A 19050-nucleotide genomic window follows, 5' to 3' on the forward strand; every position below is an offset into this window, starting at 1 on the left:
AATTATTTCCTTTTAAAAGTGCGGCCCTTCACCTGAGCCGGTTTTTTCCGAAGAACCGATTTTTTGGATTCCGAAACATTTGAATTTTCAGCATCATTCATCTCATTACTGTTTTCGGTTTCATTCAGATAATTGTCATCAATCGTTTCTTCAAGCAAGTTGAGACTTTCTTCGTTTTCGCCATCATGTTTCGTTTCGAGATTTTCAGAATCGTCGGAATCAGAACCGGCAATTTCCAGATCAATAAAAACGGAAGGGCCCTCTTCGCCCATGCGGCTGCCGATCAGATCAAACAAAGCCGTCGCAATTTCACTTTTGCTGCCGGAAATCGGAACAACGGTTTTCATGTCACGATTCACGACATACTCTTTCGTGACGACATAAACATCATTTTCATCGGTGCCCATTCCTTTTTCTTTCACGTCGTTGGCAACGACGAAGTCGGCGATTCCGGCATCAATTTTCTCCGCGGCCGAATCGATCAGCTGTTGATGCGTGACGTCCGTTTCCGCTTTGTAACCGACGATGAAAAGATTCGGGTCGGTGTAGCAGGCTTCTTCAATCAGTTTTTTGGTCGGCTTCAATGTGATTGTCAAATCACGGCCGCCGGATTTAATTTTTGAATCGGCCGCATCAATCGTGTAATCGGAAATCGCGGCCGCGCTGATTAAAATATTTTTGCCGGCGGCCGGAATGTCAGCCAGCGCGATTTTTTCGGTGACGGCTTGAATCATATCGGAAACGCTTTCAACATGAATATCATGGAAATGCGGCAAGCCGGCCATCGGCGATTTCGACCGGTGGAACAAATAAACTTCAGCACCCCTCGCGTACGCTTCCTTGGCAAGCGCCTCGCCTGTTTTGCCCGACGCGCGGTTGGTCAACAAACGAATCGGGTCAACGGATTCGGCGGTTGAGCCGGATGTGATGAAAACGGTTTTTCCCGCAAGCGAATTGTCGCCGAGCGCGCGAAGAACGCGGAGGACGATTTCATCATTGCTCGCGATTTTTGCGATGCCTTCTTCGATTTTGGGGCCGACGACGTCAATATTCCAGGATTTCAGCGTTTTGAGATTTTCCAAAACTTTCGGATGGCGGTACATGGATTCGTGCATCGCCGGAACGATCATGACTTTTTTCCCTTCGCCGATGGCGGTGGTCGCAAAAGTTGTGACCGGCGTGTCATCGATTCCCGCGGCGATTTTTGAAATCGTGTTGGCGGTTGCCGGCGCAATCAAAAATAAATCGGCGGACCCGTTTGATCCGAAAAACTCAACGTGCTCGACGCGACCCGAAAGTTTTGTGATGACGGGATTTCCGGTCGCGTAATGCAAAGCGTTTTCGTGAACGATTTGGTGCGCGGCATCCGTCATGACGGCGTGAACGGCGGCACCGTGGCGGATCAGTTCGCGCGCCAGCTTGATTGTTTCAACGGCGGCAATACTTCCCGTAACGCCGATGACGATTGTTTTTCCGAACAGCGCAGTTCCTTTGGCGCCGCGAATCCAAAGCGTCGGATGAACCGAATCAGCCGAACCGACCGTTTCGGAATCGAGAGATGAAATTGTTTTTTGATTTTGTTCCATTTTTTAACCTGTCGGATAAATTAAAATTCTTGATGGATTTACGTTTTTTTGATTAATAACATTAATCATAAATACGTTTAGCCCGTTCAAAGCGAAAGTATTCAAGGGAAAAGCAATTATCATAAAACATTAAAAACAATTGAAGAAGGCAGGGATTATGGCGCGGAACCAAAAGGATTATTTTTACGATTTAGCTCAAAAAGAAGGCTATCGCTCACGAGCATCTTATAAGCTGAAACAAATTCAGCAGCACTCAAACATAATTAAACGCGGCGACACGATTGTCGATTTGGGCGCGGCGCCGGGCGGCTGGCTTCAAGTCGCAAAAGAGCTTTCCGGCGGGCGCGTCATGGGTGTTGATCTTCAAAAGATTAGTGAAATCCCCGGCGTGACGACTTTTAAAGGCGACATCACCGCCGATTCAACGATTGAAAAGATATTGGAGTTTGCCGGAAAAGGCGGCGTTGATGTTGTTCTGTGTGACGCCGCGCCGAACTTAACCGGAAACTGGGCGTTGGATCACGCGCGCGGAATCGAGCTCAACCGCGCCGCTTTTGAATGCGCGAAAAAGATTCTCAAACCGAAAGGAACGTTTGTCGTCAAGGTTTTCCAAGGCGATATGTTCAAGGAATTTTTTGACGATGTCAAAAGCGAATTTGTACACGTCAAGGCTTACACGCCCCAAGCGTCGCGTTCCACAAGCGCCGAAATTTATATTATCGCGAAGAAATTCCTGACCGCCCCGATTCGAAAAGGACAGATTTACGCCGCCGAAATCAAAGAACTCGGCGCCTCCGGCGACGGTATCGCCCACATTGACGATTTCGTCATTTTCGTCAAAGAAGTTGAAGTCGGCGACATTGTCAACATCAAAATCAAAGATGTCAAACCCAATTTCGGATTTGCCGCAGTCGTTGAAAAACTTGACGCGCTCCCCGAAAATCCGAGATACGAAAATCCGGTTCAGCAAAGAACCCAAACCCCGCTTTCCGCCGATTTCGAAAAAGACGAAGAAACACGACCAAAAGGAAACACGGCGAGAGACAATTACAGACCGCCGAAGGAAAATGAACACGAAGAAGAATGATTCAGTTCTCTTCAAATTCCATTTCATTTTTATTTTTAAAAAACATGATTTTCTATTTTTGATTATTTTTTGAAAAAATCGAAGATTGTTTTCGATTATTTTTGTGAAAAATGGTGCGGCTCGCGCGCGGCGGCGGCAGCAGGCAGCGCTCCGTTCGCGAAGCGAACGGCTGCTCTTAAAAACAGATGCAAGTGGCAACGCAAACCCGATGCAGTGCAAACCGCAACCGCGCAGTGCAAACCGCAACCGGCGCAGTGCAAACCGCAACCGGCGCAGTGCAAACCACACCCGACGCAGTGCAAACCGCAACCAATGCAGTGCAAACCACAGCCAACGCAGCAAAAAACAGAAAAGACGATAACAAATTAAACGAAACAGACACCGGCAAAGCCTGAAACAAACAACAACAAAAATCTGTTTGTTTACTTCCACCTTTTATTTTTATTTTAGAAAAGTGAAATATTAATACCCCGAAAACCTTCATCACTTTCATGAAAGAAAGACTTTACAGATATTACCCCGAAGATTTCGGCCGGCTCAATTTCCGCGTCCTTCATATGGATTTGGATTTTGATGTCTTTGACGACCGGACGGTTGTCACCTCTCATTTGTTTTTAAAAAACATGGACGCGCCTGCGGATAAAATTTCATTGAACTGCCGCGACTTGGAAATTTTAGATGTCAAAGCACCGAATATGGAAAAATTCGATTACCGCCAAAAAGACGCGTATCTTGATATTTATTTCAATCCGCCCGTTCAAAGAAACGAAAAGATTGAAATCGTTACAAAAACAATTTGCCGCCCGACTAAAAATTTACTCGAAGGGCTTTATTACGACGAAACACCGGCAGGCGCGCCGCCGCAGCAAATCACCCAGTGCCAGCAATGGGGATTCCAAAGAATCGTTCCCTGCATTGACGATATGGCCGCCAAATGCACTTACAAAACCACAGTCCGCGCCGATTCGCGCTATACAAACATCATCACAAACGGTGACATCGCAGTTCCCCGAAAAACCGTTTTGACCGATCCCGCGACAGGTTTGTCTCGCGACGAAATTGTTTATGAAAACATGAAAACGCCGATGGCAACCTACCTTTTCTTCCTCGGTGTCGGCACTTACGACACTTACACGCGCGAATTTGAATATCCCGACGATTATTGCTTTGATTTGGAACTTCTCATTCCGCCCGGTTCCGATAAAAATTACGCCGAGCAATCTTTGGACATTTTACAAGATGCCGTCATGTGGGTATATCTCTTTACCGGCCCCGAAAGTCACAAAGATGTTGACATTAAAAAACAGATTTTCGATTTGACAAAACTGCGCGACCACCTCAAACACAATCTCAATTCCGCGTCCATCAATCCCGAAAATTTGAACAAGACGATGGACAACCTTTCCGCCGTTCGCGATAAAATCGCAACGCTTTCCAAAGGACTCACTTTCGGCTACAAATACACCGGAACCGTTTACCGCGAAATCGGCATGCAAAATTCCGACTTCGGCGGCATGGAAAACGTCGGCAACACGACCATTACGACAAACCGCATCATGCCGTCTAAAAACATGCTCGACGGCGCATTTGAATACATGGCGGATGTCAAGGTTCATGAATATTATCACAACATTAACGGCTCGGAAGTCACCGGTAACAGCCCGTTTGAAATCTGGCTCAACGAAGCCGTGACCGTTCTTATCGAGAACGAATGCCACGCGTATTTCTTCGGCGACGAATACACGCGCCTTCAAACGATTTTAAACCTTTACGCACCGATTTCGGGAACATTCGCGCTTGACGCAAGCGCTTCTTCCATGCCGATTCTGCCCGACGGCTTCAACGATCCGAACGATTTGATTACATCGGTGACCTACGTCAAGGCACCCGAATTCGTTCAAATGATTGAAACGCTGATCGGAAAAGGCGCGTTCTCGCGCGGCCTTGACGCGTACCACCGCAAATACAGCCACAAAAACGCGCGCACCTTCGATTGGATTCACGAAATGGAAGTGATTTCCGGAATGCAGCTGATGCGCATGTCAAACAGCTGGCTGCACCAAACAGGTTACCCGATTCTTTCCGTTTCCAAGACCTACGACGCGGCGACCGGAACGTTTTCCATGAAATTGGTTCAAAATATTCCGTACACCAAACAGCCGTGGCAATTCCCGTTCTCCTACGCGCTTTGCGACAGAAAAGGAAAAATCATTCACGAAGACACGTTTTTCGTTCAGCGCCGTGAAGAAGAAATAATTCTCACCGATGTCGATCAACCGGCTTTCGTTTCACTCAACCGAAACGGCTCTTTCTACGGCAAAATCGAAACGGATGCAGACACGCGTGAATTATTGATTCAGGCGAAAAAGGATAAAGACATTATCGGCCGCTGGCTGGCTTTTTACACGCTGACGGATATGGAAAAGAAATATTTGCTGCTTCATAGAAATGCGGAAGCAACGCCCGAATATGTTGATTTGTATCACGAATTGCTTTGCGACCATTCCCTTTTGGAAATGACGGGCGGCCTTTTCTTAACGCTTTTTGAATCGGTTGACGACGAAGAATACGCGCACCATTACAAAGAGCTCTACGGTGTTCGTTTAAGACTTCAAACCGCGATTGCGAAAACGCATGAAAATTCGCTGAAAATCATTTATGATGAATATTCCGAAATGCAGGACCCCGAAGAAGAAAAACTCTTCTCGATGCGCGGTTCTCTGCGCCTGAAAGCGGGGCAGATTAAACGCCGCCAAGTCAAAAACAACGCGCTTCGGCTGCTGGCTACGCTGGACACACCTGAAATTCACGCGCTCATCAAACGCCAGTTCTTAACGGCGGTCAACGCAACCGACCGCGCTGTCGCGTTTGCCGCGTGGCTGAACAGCTCGGCGCCGGAAAAGCGTGAGCTGACGCAGATTTACATGGAAGAGTGCAAAAAGGATTTGGTCGCGTGGGAGGCGTTTTTGTCGGCCGTTGCAAGCACGGACGCGCCCGACTGCCTGGAGCTTGTCAAGATGGTCGAAAGCGACCCGACATTCCGCATCGAGCAGGCGAACGATCAGCGCGCGCTCTACGGCGCTTTTGCGCGCAACAGAAAGTATTCGCTTCAAACACCGGAAGGTTTGGAATTTTTGAAGCAAACGATTATTCGTTTGGCCGGAATCAACGAATACAGCACGGTCGGACTTTTGAATGCATTTTCAATCATTGATTTCATGAATCCGAAATATTATGTGCCGCTGGCGGATGCTTTGGTGACGATTGCCGAATCCGTTGACATCGAAAAATCACCGAGCGTTTACAACAGAATCATAAAATTGCTCATCGGCGCGCCGAAAGCTGTTAAATTGTATGAAAAAGAAGTGAAGGAAATTCCTTTTCTTCAACAAATGAATACGGTTTGAACGCAAAATGAAAAAAGGACGAAGATTTAATTCGCCCGTCATTGAAAAATGACGAAATGATTTTGAATGAATTTAGAATATAAACCCTGAAAGGTTGACAATTAACAAAAAAGTATTAAGTAAGAATGTTAATTTCATTATTCTAAATTATTCAAATTAAAATGTTTAATCATTTAATTTGTTCAAAAACGAATGTGTTTGCTAAAACGAAAAAACGGTTTATTCGCAGATGTTGCAGGTGCCATTTATGACTGATATCTTATTTCCGCCCTTTCTGACAATCGCCTTGACGGGTACGCCCGGAACGGGCAAAACTGAAGTTTCTAAAAAGCTGGAATCCGAAGGATATCGCATTCTTCATGTTACGGAATTTATTAAAAAGAATAACATTCCGTCCGAACGTGATGAAGAAAGAGATTGCGATGTGATTGACATGGACGCTTTGGAAGAAGCCGTTTTTGACTATCAGCAGCAGATTCGAAAAGAATACAATCAAAGATGTTTTTCGGAAGAATTGACGCGCCAAGATTTTCATAAATCTCCCGCGCATTTGCCTGTTTTAATTATTGAAAGCCACTTGGCGCATTATTTATGTGATTTGTCCGTCGTTTTGCGAACGCATCCGTACACGCTTAAAGACCGTTTGAACGAACGCGGCTACTCCGATAAAAAAGTCATGGAAAACGTTTTGGCGGAATCCATCGACGTTGTTTTGTGCGACTGTTTTGATTACTGCCGCCGCGTCTACGAAATTGAGACGACGAATTTGACGATTGATGAGACCGCCGACTGCTTAAAAGAATTGATTCACGCGCTTTACGACGACGAATTTGACATTTACAATTCATTGATGGAAAAGATGAACGTGACCGCCGAAAATATTGCTGCACAGTCGCAGTCGGGCTGTTTCCCGATTTCAGACGTTCTCGGCGCGTTCGAAGACGACGGTGCCGTCGTTTATGAAGACGGCGACGATGATGTCGGAGATTACATCGAAGAACAAAATCCGATTTTAATGAAATACGTTCCCGGTCAAAACGATTGGAGCGAATTGACCGAGTAATTCGGATTCGTTTTTTAAAATTTTATTTTTGTAATTTCATTTTTTGCTTTTGTATTTTTCATTTTTGCACTTTCGTTTATTAATTCATTTGTTCTTGTTTTTTCATATCATTTAAAAAATGATTTTAATCAAATGCCGCCGTTTTTTTGACTTTCACTTTATAGAACAGGACAACAAACAAAAACAAAAGCGCAATGATGCAAACAAAACTTGTATATGAAGAAAGACCGACGGAATCATTGACAATTGTGTAATAACCGTCATCGCCCAAAACATATCTTTGCGGCCATGAAACACCAAAATAAAGAGCCGTGATAACCATTGCCAAAAAAACGCTGATAATTTTCCAATAAACCGATAAAACGCGAGACGGCAATGTAAACGCCAATAATAAAGGAATTGTCGTAACGAGCGAAAGAGCGCTTGTTGTCGCGTTTATGTGATCTGCATATAACTGCAAACCTACTATAACGACAACGAAAAAAATGTAAACTGTCAAAGATTCGATTTGACCGGGAGAGAGAATTTTAGAATAGGACATAGGCACTCCAAAATCATTCGTCGTTTCCCGAAACTCTTTTGATGCGGCAGATGCCGCCGACTTCATCAATAACTTCGGCAACGGTCGGCGGAACATATTCTGTCCATTCTCTGTTTTTGCTTTCAATCATGGATTTGCGAATCGCGGTTCCGGAATAAATGCTGCGCTCATGCATTGCGGGGCGGCGGACTTCGATGCCTGCCTCCGTAAAAAGCTGAATGACCAGCGGATTGTTGGAATAGGCAACATCAAATTTCGGGGACATGGATTTGACATGCGGCACCCAAAGCGCGTTGTATTCGACATCTTGAAGCGGAATAATGTAATGGCGGATCGGAAAGTTTTCAAGAGATTTGAGAACCATTTCAACGCGCTCGCCGGCCGTGAACGGATCGCGCGTCGAATGACTTTTTTGAGCGCTGCCGATGCCGATGACAACTTCGTCGACTTCTTCGGCAATCGTGTTTAAAATTTTCTCATGACCGTAATGAAACGGCTGAAAACGGCCGACGTAGAATGCTCTTTTCATTTTAAAACTCCGAAATGATTTGTCCGATCAGTTGAATTGATTTTTCTTTGTTCGGGCCGAGCGGTGATCCGGCAACCAATTGCGTAACGCCTGCGCGTTCCAATTCTTTTGCCTTTTTCATGCATTTATCGAAATCGCCGATAACGGCGAAACGATCCGCCATATCGTCGGTAATAATCGTATTCAATCCTTTGAAATCGCCTTTGGAAATCGCGCCGGCAATTTCTGTTTTGTTTTCTTCGGAAATGCCGTGGCGTTCTAAAAGTGCGCCTGACGCGCCGGCGATGATAAACGCCGTGACCGGTTTTGCCGAGGCGTACGCTTTTTCCGCGTCTGCGTCAATTGAAAAGCAAGTGTATGCGGCAATGTCGATGTCTTTGACATCTCTGTTCGCGGCGGCCGCACCTTTTTGGATTTGAATCGCGGCGGCTTTGAAATCGTCGGGGTGTGAGCCGTTGATTAAAATTCCGTCACCGACGGCGCCGGCCATTTCAAGCATTTTCGGACCTTGGGCGCCGATGTAAATCGGAAGATTCATATTCACACCCGTTTTTTTCGGGTCGGCGAAATCCAGTTTCGCGTTTTTCAATTGAATTGTGTTGCCGTCGTACGTGATTTTTTTGCCGGTTAAAAGTTCGCGGACGGCTTCGGCTGTTTCTTTGACGGCGGAAAGCGGTTTTTCACCGGAGAGGCCGAGCGCTTCAAATGTCATTTTATCGCCGGGACCGATTCCAAGAATCGCGCGGCCGCCTGCAATTTCATTGACGGACGCGATGCTTGCGGCGGTGACGACAGGGCTTCGCGTGTACGGATTGGTAACGCCTGCGCCGAGTTTGATTTTGTTGGTTGAGAGCGCCAAGACGGAAATGGTGGAATAAACCTCGCGGTTGTTGTAATGGTCGGTAATCCAAGCGTATTCAAAACCCCGATCTTCCGCCATTTTCGTGTAGGCGGCGATTTTAAATACGGGTTCGTTCGGAACGAATTCAATGCCGAATTTCATTTTATCACTTAAATTTGAATTAATTTGAATATATTTGATGAATAGAATTTATTATGGTTACAGTAACAGAACTTATATACTTATTACATGAATGACACATACTTTTTCAGAAATATGAATTATTAAAAGTTGTTGTCCGGCATCCATTGCCGGCTTTTTGTTGATTTTGGTGAAATGATGAGCTACCGGGAATTTGATAAATCCGATGAAAAATTCGATGCCGCCTGCCGCGAGATTCTTCTCTCTGCCGCCCGCGGCGATTTTGAATCCGAAAAAGATCTCGCCAAAATGAAGAAAAAAGTTTGTAAAAAATACGGCTTATCAACGCTTCCAAGCAACGGCGACATCATTCTTCGCGGAAATCCGGCGGAGCAGAAAGCGGTTCGCGATGTGCTTCAAAGAAAACCGGTTCGAACGATTTCAGGCGTTGCCGTCATCGCCGCGATGACGTCGCCTGCACCCTGTCCTCACGGCAAGTGCCTGCCCTGCCCCGGCGGCCCCGACTCGGCGTTTGAGTCGCCGCAAAGCTACATGGGACGCGAGCCGGCAGCGATGCGCGCATTTGAGTTCCGCTTTGACCCGTACGCGCAGGTCAGCTCAAGGCTGAAACAGCTGAACACGATCGGGCACGACGTTTCCAAAGCGGAATTGATTGTGATGGGCGGCACGTTTTCGGCGCGCACGATTGATTATCAGGAATGGTTCGTGAAACGCTGTTTGGAGGCGATGAACGATTACGACGCGGAAAGCAATGCAGAGACCGCGCAGGGAATTCCGAAATGGCGGCTTGATGTTCCGAATTACGAGTCGCCGGATTCGGCTTATCCGTTTGTCACGCTTGCCGATGTTCAGAAATCGAATGAGACGGCTTATGTTCGAAATGTCGGCATGACGCTTGAGACGCGGCCGGATTGGACGAAGGAAGAGCATATTGATACGTTTTTGAAAATCGGCGGAACGAAGGTGGAGCTTGGTGTTCAAAGCGTTTTTGAAGATGTCCTTCTCAAAATGAATCGCGGGCATACGGTTACGGAAACGGCTGACGCGAACCGCCGCCTGCGCGACAGCGCGTTTAAAGTCGGATTTCATATGATGCCCGGTCTGTTCGATACGGATTTTGACCGCGACATCGAAGGTTTTAAGGCGCTTTTTGAAAATCCGGATTTCAAACCGGATTATTTGAAAATTTATCCGACGCTGGTAACGGAAGGTACAAAACTTTGCGAAATGTGGCAAAACGGCGAATACGCGCCGCTTGATGATTCCAACGGTCCGGAATTGGTTTCCGGAATCAAAGCGATTTTGCCGAAATGGACGCGGCTTCAGCGGATTCAGCGCGATATTCCGGCGGATCAGATTTTGGCAGGCATTCAAAAAAGCAATGTGCGGCAGCTTGCCGAGAAATTGCTTCACGAACGCGGCGAAAAATGCAAATGCATCCGCTGCCGCGAAGTCGGTCACAATATTTTGAAAAACAATCCGCCGAGCCCTGAAAATATTCAGCTGCTCGTCGAAAGCTACGATTGCTGCGGCGGCACCGAGCATTTCATTTCGTTTGAAGATTTGAAAGCCGACGTTCTCATCGGATTTGTCCGCCTCCGTTTCCCGAACGCGCCGCACCGCCCGGAACTTTCAAACACCGCGCTCATCCGCGAGCTTCACGTTTACGGGTCGCTCACACCGCTCGGCGAGACCGCCGACACGCTGACCGCGCCGCTTGCCGACAACAACCGTTCCTGGCAGCACCGCGGCTACGGCAAGGAATTGATTCAAAAAGCGGAGGAAATTGCGGCAGACGGCGGCTATGACAAGATTTCAGTCATCAGCGGAATCGGCGTTCGCGAATATTATCGAAAATACGGATACGTTTTTGACGGCACTTACATGACGAAAAAATTGTAAGGAATTCTTTTTTTATTTTTGAAAAACGAGGGGACAAATTTTGATTAAATTTTGAAAAGTTTGTGCGGCTCGCGCGCGACGAGGCGGCAAGCGGAAACGGGAAGGCAGCAGCATCACGTTCGCGAAGCGAACGGCTGCTCTGAGAAACAGATGTCAGCGGCAACGCAAACCACGCCCAACGCAGAAATAAACACAACACCCAACGCAGCAAAAATCAAAATCAGCGCGGCGCAATATTTTCAATTAAGTGTCAGTTCTAAAAGAAATAAAATTAAAAAAAAGAAAAAGAATCAAACCCGATTTCGGATTTGATTTATTCCATCATTAAATCGCCGCCGCGCATCAAAACTTTACGCGCGATTTCAGCATTTCTTTGGATTCTGCCGGCTTTTCTCGGATCTTCCGGCTTTTCTTTTTTGCTGCCGGCATCGTCGTTTTCAATACCGAGAATCTCATTTTGTTTGGCGGTTAAATTTTCTTTCATCGTTTCAATCGCATCGACCAAAACGACATTGTTGTCATACGCGTCAACGATTTCCCACAAATCTTCTTCATTCATGTTTTTGAATTCAGGAATCATATCAATCATTTTCGGAAGTGCGCGCTTCAAATTGTCAATAATACTGACATGCGCCGTCTGCGCCGTTCTTGAAAGCGGATTGAGGTCAACCGCAATCACTAATTTTTTCATGTCTGCCAAAACCTTGCAGCGATCGCCGTCTTCCAGCGGTACGAAAATCACGTCAGCATCAAAAATGCCGTCGCGCTCGACTTTCGCGCGCTCATGTTCGAGCGGCAGCAAAGGCTCGGCGTTTTCGCCGAGAACGACATCAGCACCGTTTTCTTTCAGCGCGCTGATGATTTTTTGAATGCGCTCTTCCGTTCTGTGAAACAGATTGACTTCCAGTTTCGCGCCTGTCAGCTGCGAAAGCGCGACAAGTTCAGCCGGCGCCAAAGCGGCGGCGTTGCCGTTAACGGAAATAACAGGATTCTCAGCCAAAAGCAGCAAACAAACCGCAACCGCTTCGGCGTAATCCGCGCTTTCGATTGTTTTTTCGCCGATCAAATAATCAAAAGCTTCGCCACGGCCTTGAGCAATTAAGCCTTGGCGGCTTGTCATGCCATTTTCAACGCCTGCGACAATTTGTTCGCGCGTCATCAGCGATTCGTAACGAGGATGGTTTTTCGGAATTTCAGTCATAATTTTTCCCTTAAATTTATTTGCTTGGTAAAACCGCTTCATGCTTTAAAATCATTCGTTTAAATTTTGAATTATTGAGAAAATCGAATAAAAATCAAAATCAATCAGCAATATATAAATAACACAAAACCGAAAATTCATTCAAATGAATTATTAAAAATCCAGGGTTTTTCAATGATAGATCTTCACACCCATACACTTTTCAGCGACGGCGAATTAATTCCGGCCGAACACATCCGCCGCGCCGTCATGCACGGCTGCCGCGCAATTGCCATGACCGACCATGCCGATTTTACGAATTTCGAATACATCCTCACTTCTCTTCAAAAAGCCAAAATCATCGAAGAAGAATGGGAAATCGACATTTTCGCGGGCATTGAAATCACACACGTCCCCCCCGGACAAATTGATAAGCTTGCCAAACGCGCCAAAGAAATCGGCGCGGACGTTGTCGTCGTTCACGGTGAAACGCCGGTCGAGCCCGTTGCTGCCGGAACAAACCGCGCCGCAATCGAATCCGAATACGTTGATATTTTAGCCCACCCCGGATTCATCACGCTTGAAGAAACAGAACTTGCGAAAGCGACAAACACCTGCCTGGAAATTACGGCACGCGGCGGTCACAACCGAACAAACGGACACGTCGCGAAACTGGCAACGGAAGTAAGCGCGAAATTGGTTTGCAACACCGACACGCATCGCCCGGGAGATATGATTACAAAAGAAACGGCGTATGATGTTTTAATGGGCGCGGGGCTTTCCAAAGAACACGCGGATCGGGCTTTTAAAAATTCGGAAGAATTAGTTGAAAAAATGAAAAAACGACAATAAATAACAGATTTTTTCAGTAAAAATATAAAAGCTTAAAAAGCCTATTTGAGAAGAGGTGAATAAATATGGGATTATTCGGAAGACTTTTCGGTTCTAATAAACATGATGCGACTGACCCTCAAGGTCATTTGAAAACAAAAAGCTACAAAAGACTGGATTGGGAAATCGATGACAACGAGTATACCAAACAGGATTATATCGCCAGCACCGAATATATTATTCCGTCTGATCAAACCATTCGGGAAATCTTCGGCAAACTGGACAGCAGCGAAAATTTCGTCGTCAACGATGTTTTCTTCCGCGTCGATTACATGGGTCATTCCAATGACTGGTACAAGCAAAGGGATTACACGTTCAAAGAACTCACTTTGAAGAAAAAAGAAAAAACGGAAGATGAGACAAACGATATTTACATATTGGAAGGCACCGGAACGTTTTTGAAAGAAGATTTTACGGGAACAGTTTTGGCGTCCGAGAAAAATGACGTTTCCATTCACGCCGAAATCACTTACAAGAACAATAAGCTTGACATACGAAACTGCTGCGGTTTTGACGACACTGATAACTGGTACGCGTTTATGCTTTTCTTCAAGGTTCTCGAATATTACAAATATCCGACGGAAACTTGTAAAACTGTAAAAGTCAGCGTTTTTGACGAATAATTCAGAAAAAGAAAATATAAAATCGAAAAAGAATCAAACCGATTCTTTTTCTGCATAATATTCATCTCTTGCGGCAACAAACGCTTTTAAATTCGCAAGAGGCGTGTACGGCGCAATGCCGCAGCCGGGCGCCAAAATTCGAACGCCGTCTTCGATGCACTGCTTCGCCGCTTTTTTAACAACTTCCAGTGATTGAAGAAGCAATTCATCGGACGGTGAAATGTTGCCGATGAGACAAATTTGATCTCCGATTGTTTGAGACGCATATTTCATACTTGTTTTTTCTTCGATGCTGAGTCCGTGAAATCCGGATTTTGCAAGCGGATCTAAAATAACGGTTGCATCGCCGCACATGTGAAGAATGTTTAATCCTTTCATGGTTTTCGCCATTTTTTGGTAAACGGATAAAAACATCGGCTCAAAGAGCGGCGGCGGAAATAAGTCGGGCCCGGATTCGGAATCAATAATAACAACGGAATCAGCGCCGTGATCATAAAGAACATTGGCGTATTCGGCGCAAACCTCGCCGCCGAGATTAATCAGTTGTTGAAGAGCATCTTGTTCTTTCACCGACCACATTAGATAATTGTTAACGCCTGCGATACATGAAGCAAAAGACGCCGGCCCTAAGATTCCTGCAATTAAAGGCAATTCATATCCTTTTTCATCAATTTGCCGGCGCAAAATATCTGTCGTTTCAATCATTGATTTAATTCCCGGGCTTTCATACAAATCCTCGGGAATCGTTAAATCTAAAACTTCTTCAGGCGTTTGACACGGAAAATCCAGCTGATGCGGCGGCGAATTAAATGTGCCACTTGAATAAGCGCATCCGAATGCCTGCGGAATATCGGGAGAACTGAACGGATAACGAACGCCTTCGAGCCCTGCAATTTCATAGCCGGCCATTGCCAGCGCAGCCATTTCTTTCGGATCCGTAAAGGCTTTCGGCCAAGATGTTCCAGTCAGTTCCATTAATTCCATTGTTCCGGTTTGCGTTACCGAACAAACCGGGATCTTGTCAACTTCTTTGAGCTGCAAGGATTTTGTAAAGCGTTCAAGCATTGTCATTGTTTCCATTTTATCATTCCCGTGATATTGTAATATAATTAATGGATTCAAAAAATAAAATGTTATGCAAAAATTGAAAAATGATCGTTCATTTTTCCAACATTTTTTTGAAAAAATCATCGTGGCTCATTTTTTCAACTTTTTAAAAAAACCATCCCCCATTTTTCCAACCTTTTTGAAAAAATGATGTGGCTCGCGCGCGGCGGCGGCAGCCGGCGCAAAACGCAAACCTGACACCAACGGCAAAACGCAAACCTGACGCCAACGGCAAAACGCAAACCTGACGCCAAGTACAAAACGCAAACCTGATGCCAACGGCAAACAAAAATAAAACAAAATTAAAAGAAATCATAAAATAATAAAAACCAAAGCTTCCGCTTTTCACTTCAAAAAACAATTACAAAATAAGAATGATAAAGAAAGACTCATGGCAGCGATCCAAGCTTCCCGAAGGCTCGCACACTTCAGTACAACAGGGAACGCTGGCGGGCTTATCTTCTGTGTTCGGTATGGGTACAGGAGTCGCCCCGCCGCTATGGCCGCCAAAAGACTTTCTCTATAGCGTGAGATATGAAACGGATAATTGATATTTAATGTTTTTCCTGAAAAGAAAAACATGACTGCCATGTAATGATTGAAAAACAAACAATGCAAATCAAATGAATTCAAACAATTCATAAATTGCATTTGCTCAATTTTTGATAAACAACATTTTAATAATTTCAACAAACGGATGACTCAGACATAATCAGATATCGCCTGAAAAATCAGTCTCGCGGCGGCACGGACTATTCGTGAACGCGGACTCAACACCTCGTTGCCTTGGTGCGTACATCCCGTTTCGATCAACCTCGTCTTTTACGAGTGTCCTTGACGATGTCTCTTATTTAGGTGGGATTTCGAGCTTAGATGCATTCAGCTCTTATTCTTTGGTGCGTAGCTGCCCTGCGATGCCTTGTCAGACAACAGGTAGACCAGAGGCACCGTTGCTTTGTTCCTCTCGTACTAAAAGCAACTTACCCTCAGACATCAAACACCTCTAGTAGATAGTAACCAACCTGTCTCACGACGGTCTAAACCCAGCTCACGATCTCCTTTAATAGGCGAACAACCTCACCCTTGGCCGCTGCTGCACGGCCAGGATGGAAAGAACCGACATCGAAGTAGCAAGCTGCCGGGTCGATATGTACTCTTGCCGGCAACGACACAATTATCCCCAAGGTAACTTTTCTGTAGTTTTTGGCCCGCACCAAGCGGGCTCAAAAGTTCGCTAGAACCGACTTTCGTCTCGTCATTCCTTGTTGTGCGAAATAACGTCAGGCTGACTTATGCTCTTGCACTCTTCAGTGAGTTTCCGACCCACTTGAGTCAACCATTGCGCACCCTTGATATCTTTTCAAGGGCGTCCCGCCCCAGGCAAACTGCCCACCTATCGGGGTCCTCTCAGAAGAGAGTGAGAATCGTAATTCCAAAAGGGTAGTGTCCCACTTTTGACTCCACGAACGCTGGCGCGCCCGCTTCGACGTCTCCTACCTACACTGTACATTCGAAATCACAACTCAACGACAGGCTGCAGTAAAGCTCTATGGGGTCTTCACTTCCCCCTAGAGGTCTCTAGACTGTGCACTAGAATGTAAGCTTCACCGGATTCCAGTTTGGGACAGTAGGGCTCTCATTGATCCATTCATGCAAGTCGCCAATTAAGCGACAAGGTACTACGCTACCTTAAGAGGGTCATAGTTACCCCCGCTGTTTACAGGCCCTTCGTCCCGTTGAACCGGGGTTTGAGGTACCTGCACTGAGCAGGATTCAGAGATCGTACTCATCCTTACGGATTTGCGATCTCCTATGTTGGTATTAGACAGTTGGAGCCCCCTGGTCACTGCGACCTGCTGTCTTCACAGCAGGCACTCCTTCTCCCGAAGTTACGGAGCTAATTTGCCGAATTCCCTAAACTGAATTACTCCGTCACGCCTTAGCCTTTTCAGCTAGGGGCACCTGTGTCAGATCTTGGTACGGACGTTTCGACCCCTTTTCACGGGCTCCGGGGTGCAGCCGACTTTCGTCATAACATATTCATTCGCTTCTCGCCATTACGGCTCTCCACGAACTTCGATGCTTAAACGGCGCGACAACGCCGCTCGGCCTGCCCTGAAGCGTCAGGATTATTGTCGAACGGTACAGGAATATTAACCTGTTTCCCTGATTCGGCGTACTCGGATTACGGTACGTCTTAGGACCGACTAACCCTCGGCTGATGATCATTGCCGAGGAAACCTGGCCCCTTCGGCGGTCAAGATTTTCACTTGACTATGCTGCTACTATTACCAGGATTTTCGTTTGTGAACGGTCCACAGGACTTCACAGCCCTGCTTCTGCCCGAACACAACGCCCTCCTACGAGATTACCTATACGGTACTCCGTGGTATCGGTGGTCGGCTTGAGCCCCGTCAATTTTCGGGGCCCCAAACCTCGACTGGTGGTCTGTTACGAACTCTTTAAAGGATAGCTGCTTCTAAGCTAACCTTCCAGCTGTTTTGGGCTTGGGACGCCCTTTAGTGTTTACACTTAGCCGACACTTGGGGACCTTAACCACGGGCAGGGTTGTCTCCCTTACGCACTACAAGCTTACCCCAGCAGTGCGGACTCCGACCGTCTACGGTGTGGGTGGGTTTGGAGTTTGACAGAAGAGCGAAGAATTTCTTCCCCGGATTCCCCAATCAGTGCTCTACTCCACCAACGACCTCGGGTCAGGTCATGCTACGACATGTTTCGGAGGGAACCAGCGGATGCCGGGCTAGATTAGCATTTCACTCCGAGACGTGGGTCACGTGAATGATTTGCAGATCAATACCACTTGCGGTCCTCCACGCAGCTTTCGCCACGCTTCAACCTGCCCACGCCTAGATCGCCCGGCTTCGGGTCTTATCCCGGTGACTCCGCGCACTTGTATACGCCGTGCCTCACTCGAAGAGTTGCGCACATGTTGCTTTCGCTTTGGCTGCCTGTAAGAACAGTTAGCCTTCGCCACCAAGATAAACTCCCTGGCCAGTTCTTCAAAACTTAAGATGGAACATCGGCAATCTTATTCGTACAAAAGCCTCGCAGCTTCTTCCTTCATAAGAAAGATCCTTTCACGCCCCATCGTTCTATAACCAACAGGTTTCAGGCACTTTTTACCTCCCTTCTCGGGGTACTTTTCAGCGTTCGGTCACCCTACTAATTCGCTATCGGACTCAAGGAGTATTTAGTTTTGGAGATTGGTGACCCCCATATTCGTGCGAGATTTCCGACCCACACTACTCAGGACATGACGATTTTCCTTGCATCTTTATCGACGTGACTATCACACTCTATGGTCTGCCGTTTCAGGCAAGTTTGATTCAATGAAATAGGAAAATAATGTCAGCCGTAAACCACATCTCCTTTACATTACTGCAAAGGATTCAGTTTGAACTCTGCCGGTTTCAATCGCCTTTACTAACGGCATCTCTTATTGATTTCTTTTCCTGCCCCTACTAAGATGTTTCAATTCGGGGCGTTCCCGATCATGACTGATCGCTGCCCTCGCGGACAACGGGATTCCCATTAGGAGATCTCAGGTTCATAGATTCCTTGCGTCTACCCTGAGCTTATCGCAGCTTGGCACGTCCTTCATCAGCTCTTGAGCCGAGCCATCCACCTGTTGGCGTAACACCATTCGCTTAACCGATTTTTCAGTTAGCGTCTGATATATCTGTCCAACTTGTTGATTTGTTGTTGTTTATCTTCTTCAACCTTTACATGACATCACTTAAATTCCGTGCTGGCACACGATTTATCCGTCCTTCCCCCGCGAGAAATCGCGGAGTGCATTATAAATTTGTGAGAGGAATTGCACCCCGGCGCGTTTTTAAACGCGCTTCTTGTTGTTGTCATCGGATAATTCCGGTTATAGAATGATTCCGATTGTTATTGTTTCCAATAAATGGACTTGTGGGGATTTGAACCCCAGGCCTCCGCCTTGCAAAGGCGGCGATCTTCCAGCTGATCTACAAGCCCAATACGTAAATTCGGGCGTTGCCCGATTTGTTTTTGGGTCTTGCCCGATGATCTTTTGGTTTCAATTTAGTTTGATTTATTTTCAAATTTTATTTGAATTGATCTTTTATTGGTTTTTTGTTGTGA

At 46.3% G+C, this 19050-nt stretch carries 13 protein-coding genes, 1 tRNA gene, 2 rRNA genes and 1 pseudogene; 8 read left to right on the top strand and 9 right to left on the bottom strand.

What is annotated here, in order from left to right:
* Positions 1-2: 2 nt before the first annotated feature.
* Positions 3-1586: a bifunctional phosphopantothenoylcysteine decarboxylase/phosphopantothenate--cysteine ligase CoaBC gene (gene coaBC / locus MmiEs2_RS04100; protein WP_316560154.1), complete on the bottom strand. Its 1584-nt coding sequence runs from the start codon at positions 1584-1586 to the stop codon at positions 3-5.
* A gap of 157 nt (positions 1587-1743) precedes the next feature.
* On the opposite strand from coaBC, the gene MmiEs2_RS04105 reads away from it, so the two are divergent.
* The 4 genes from MmiEs2_RS04105 to MmiEs2_RS04120 all read left to right on the top strand — a co-directional run bounded on the left by MmiEs2_RS04105 (position 1744) and on the right by MmiEs2_RS04120 (position 7143).
* Positions 1744-2673, top strand: a complete 930-nt coding sequence (locus MmiEs2_RS04105) for a 23S rRNA (uridine(2552)-2'-O)-methyltransferase (RefSeq protein WP_316560155.1) — start codon at positions 1744-1746, stop codon at positions 2671-2673.
* 191 nt (positions 2674-2864) lie between these two features.
* Positions 2865-3068, top strand: a complete 204-nt coding sequence (locus tag MmiEs2_RS04110; RefSeq protein WP_316560156.1) for a hypothetical protein — start codon at positions 2865-2867, stop codon at positions 3066-3068.
* 96 nt (positions 3069-3164) lie between these two features.
* On the top strand, positions 3165-6080 hold the full coding sequence (locus MmiEs2_RS04115; RefSeq protein ID WP_316560157.1) for a DUF3458 domain-containing protein: 2916 nt from the start codon (positions 3165-3167) through the stop codon (positions 6078-6080).
* Between the two features lie 247 nt (positions 6081-6327).
* Positions 6328-7143, top strand: a complete 816-nt coding sequence (locus tag MmiEs2_RS04120) for an adenylate kinase family protein (RefSeq protein WP_316560158.1) — start codon at positions 6328-6330, stop codon at positions 7141-7143.
* A gap of 124 nt (positions 7144-7267) precedes the next feature.
* On the opposite strand, the gene MmiEs2_RS04125 is transcribed toward MmiEs2_RS04120, so the two are convergent.
* Genes MmiEs2_RS04125 through mer form a run of 3 tightly spaced genes read right to left on the bottom strand, consistent with a single transcriptional unit; the run spans position 7268 to position 9216 of the window.
* Positions 7268-7750: a hypothetical protein gene (locus MmiEs2_RS04125; protein WP_316560256.1), complete on the bottom strand. Its 483-nt coding sequence runs from the start codon at positions 7748-7750 to the stop codon at positions 7268-7270.
* Positions 7698-8213 carry a nicotinamide-nucleotide adenylyltransferase gene (locus MmiEs2_RS04130; RefSeq protein ID WP_316560159.1) on the bottom strand — a complete coding sequence of 172 codons (516 nt, stop codon included), beginning with the start codon at positions 8211-8213 and terminating at the stop codon, positions 7698-7700. Before MmiEs2_RS04130 ends, MmiEs2_RS04125 begins: the two co-directional genes overlap by 53 nt.
* Position 8214: 1 nt before the next feature.
* A complete protein-coding gene (gene mer, locus MmiEs2_RS04135) occupies positions 8215-9216 on the bottom strand; it encodes a 5,10-methylenetetrahydromethanopterin reductase (protein WP_316560160.1) in 1002 nt (333 codons plus the stop codon).
* Between the two features lie 174 nt (positions 9217-9390).
* On the opposite strand from mer, the gene MmiEs2_RS04140 reads away from it, so the two are divergent.
* Entirely contained in the window at positions 9391-11118 is a 1728-nt protein-coding gene (locus MmiEs2_RS04140; RefSeq protein ID WP_316560161.1) for a tRNA uridine(34) 5-carboxymethylaminomethyl modification radical SAM/GNAT enzyme Elp3, read from the top strand.
* A gap of 51 nt (positions 11119-11169) precedes the next feature.
* Complete coding sequence (locus tag MmiEs2_RS04145; protein WP_316560162.1) at positions 11170-11430, top strand: hypothetical protein; 261 nt, start codon at positions 11170-11172, stop codon at positions 11428-11430.
* 139 nt (positions 11431-11569) lie between these two features.
* Here the strand turns inward: MmiEs2_RS04145 and MmiEs2_RS04150 are convergent.
* Positions 11570-12319, bottom strand: a pseudogene (locus tag MmiEs2_RS04150) (4-phosphopantoate--beta-alanine ligase); the annotation flags it as partial.
* Between the two features lie 174 nt (positions 12320-12493).
* Here MmiEs2_RS04150 and MmiEs2_RS04155 point away from each other — a divergent pair.
* Positions 12494-13150: a histidinol phosphate phosphatase domain-containing protein gene (locus MmiEs2_RS04155; RefSeq protein ID WP_316560163.1), complete on the top strand. Its 657-nt coding sequence runs from the start codon at positions 12494-12496 to the stop codon at positions 13148-13150.
* A 65-nt stretch (positions 13151-13215) separates the two neighbouring features.
* Entirely contained in the window at positions 13216-13812 is a 597-nt protein-coding gene (locus MmiEs2_RS04160) for a hypothetical protein (protein ID WP_316560164.1), read from the top strand.
* A 33-nt stretch (positions 13813-13845) separates the two neighbouring features.
* Here MmiEs2_RS04160 and mtaA read toward each other — a convergent pair whose 3' ends face one another.
* The 4 genes from mtaA to MmiEs2_RS04180 form a co-directional block, all read right to left on the bottom strand.
* Entirely contained in the window at positions 13846-14892 is a 1047-nt protein-coding gene (gene mtaA / locus MmiEs2_RS04165) for a methylcobamide:CoM methyltransferase MtaA (protein WP_316560165.1), read from the bottom strand.
* 416 nt (positions 14893-15308) lie between these two features.
* Positions 15309-15430: ribosomal RNA gene (rrf, locus tag MmiEs2_RS04170) — 5S ribosomal RNA — on the bottom strand.
* Between the two features lie 225 nt (positions 15431-15655).
* Positions 15656-18586, bottom strand: a 23S ribosomal RNA gene (locus MmiEs2_RS04175).
* 265 nt (positions 18587-18851) lie between these two features.
* A tRNA-Ala gene (locus MmiEs2_RS04180) sits at positions 18852-18924 on the bottom strand.
* Between the last annotated feature and the right edge of the window lie 126 nt (positions 18925-19050).

The sequence above is a fragment of the Methanimicrococcus stummii genome, assembly GCF_032594435.1.
Lineage (GTDB): Archaea > Halobacteriota > Methanosarcinia > Methanosarcinales > Methanosarcinaceae > Methanimicrococcus > Methanimicrococcus stummii.

Bases quoted from the DNA above. Each gene is read 5' to 3' on its own strand.
- coaBC (WP_316560154.1), bottom strand. From the start codon at position 1,586: ATGGAACAAAATCAAAAAACAATTTCATCTCTCGATTCCGAAACGGTC.
- MmiEs2_RS04105 (WP_316560155.1), top strand. From the start codon at position 1,744: ATGGCGCGGAACCAAAAGGATTATTTTTACGATTTAGCTCAAAAAGAA.
- MmiEs2_RS04115 (WP_316560157.1), top strand. From the start codon at position 3,165: ATGAAAGAAAGACTTTACAGATATTACCCCGAAGATTTCGGCCGGCTC.
- MmiEs2_RS04120 (WP_316560158.1), top strand. From the start codon at position 6,328: ATGACTGATATCTTATTTCCGCCCTTTCTGACAATCGCCTTGACGGGT.
- MmiEs2_RS04125 (WP_316560256.1), bottom strand. From the start codon at position 7,750: ATGAAGTCGGCGGCATCTGCCGCATCAAAAGAGTTTCGGGAAACGACG.
- MmiEs2_RS04130 (WP_316560159.1), bottom strand. From the start codon at position 8,213: ATGAAAAGAGCATTCTACGTCGGCCGTTTTCAGCCGTTTCATTACGGT.
- mer (WP_316560160.1), bottom strand. From the start codon at position 9,216: ATGAAATTCGGCATTGAATTCGTTCCGAACGAACCCGTATTTAAAATC.
- MmiEs2_RS04140 (WP_316560161.1), top strand. From the start codon at position 9,391: ATGATGAGCTACCGGGAATTTGATAAATCCGATGAAAAATTCGATGCC.
- MmiEs2_RS04155 (WP_316560163.1), top strand. From the start codon at position 12,494: ATGATAGATCTTCACACCCATACACTTTTCAGCGACGGCGAATTAATT.
- MmiEs2_RS04160 (WP_316560164.1), top strand. From the start codon at position 13,216: ATGGGATTATTCGGAAGACTTTTCGGTTCTAATAAACATGATGCGACT.
- mtaA (WP_316560165.1), bottom strand. From the start codon at position 14,892: ATGGAAACAATGACAATGCTTGAACGCTTTACAAAATCCTTGCAGCTC.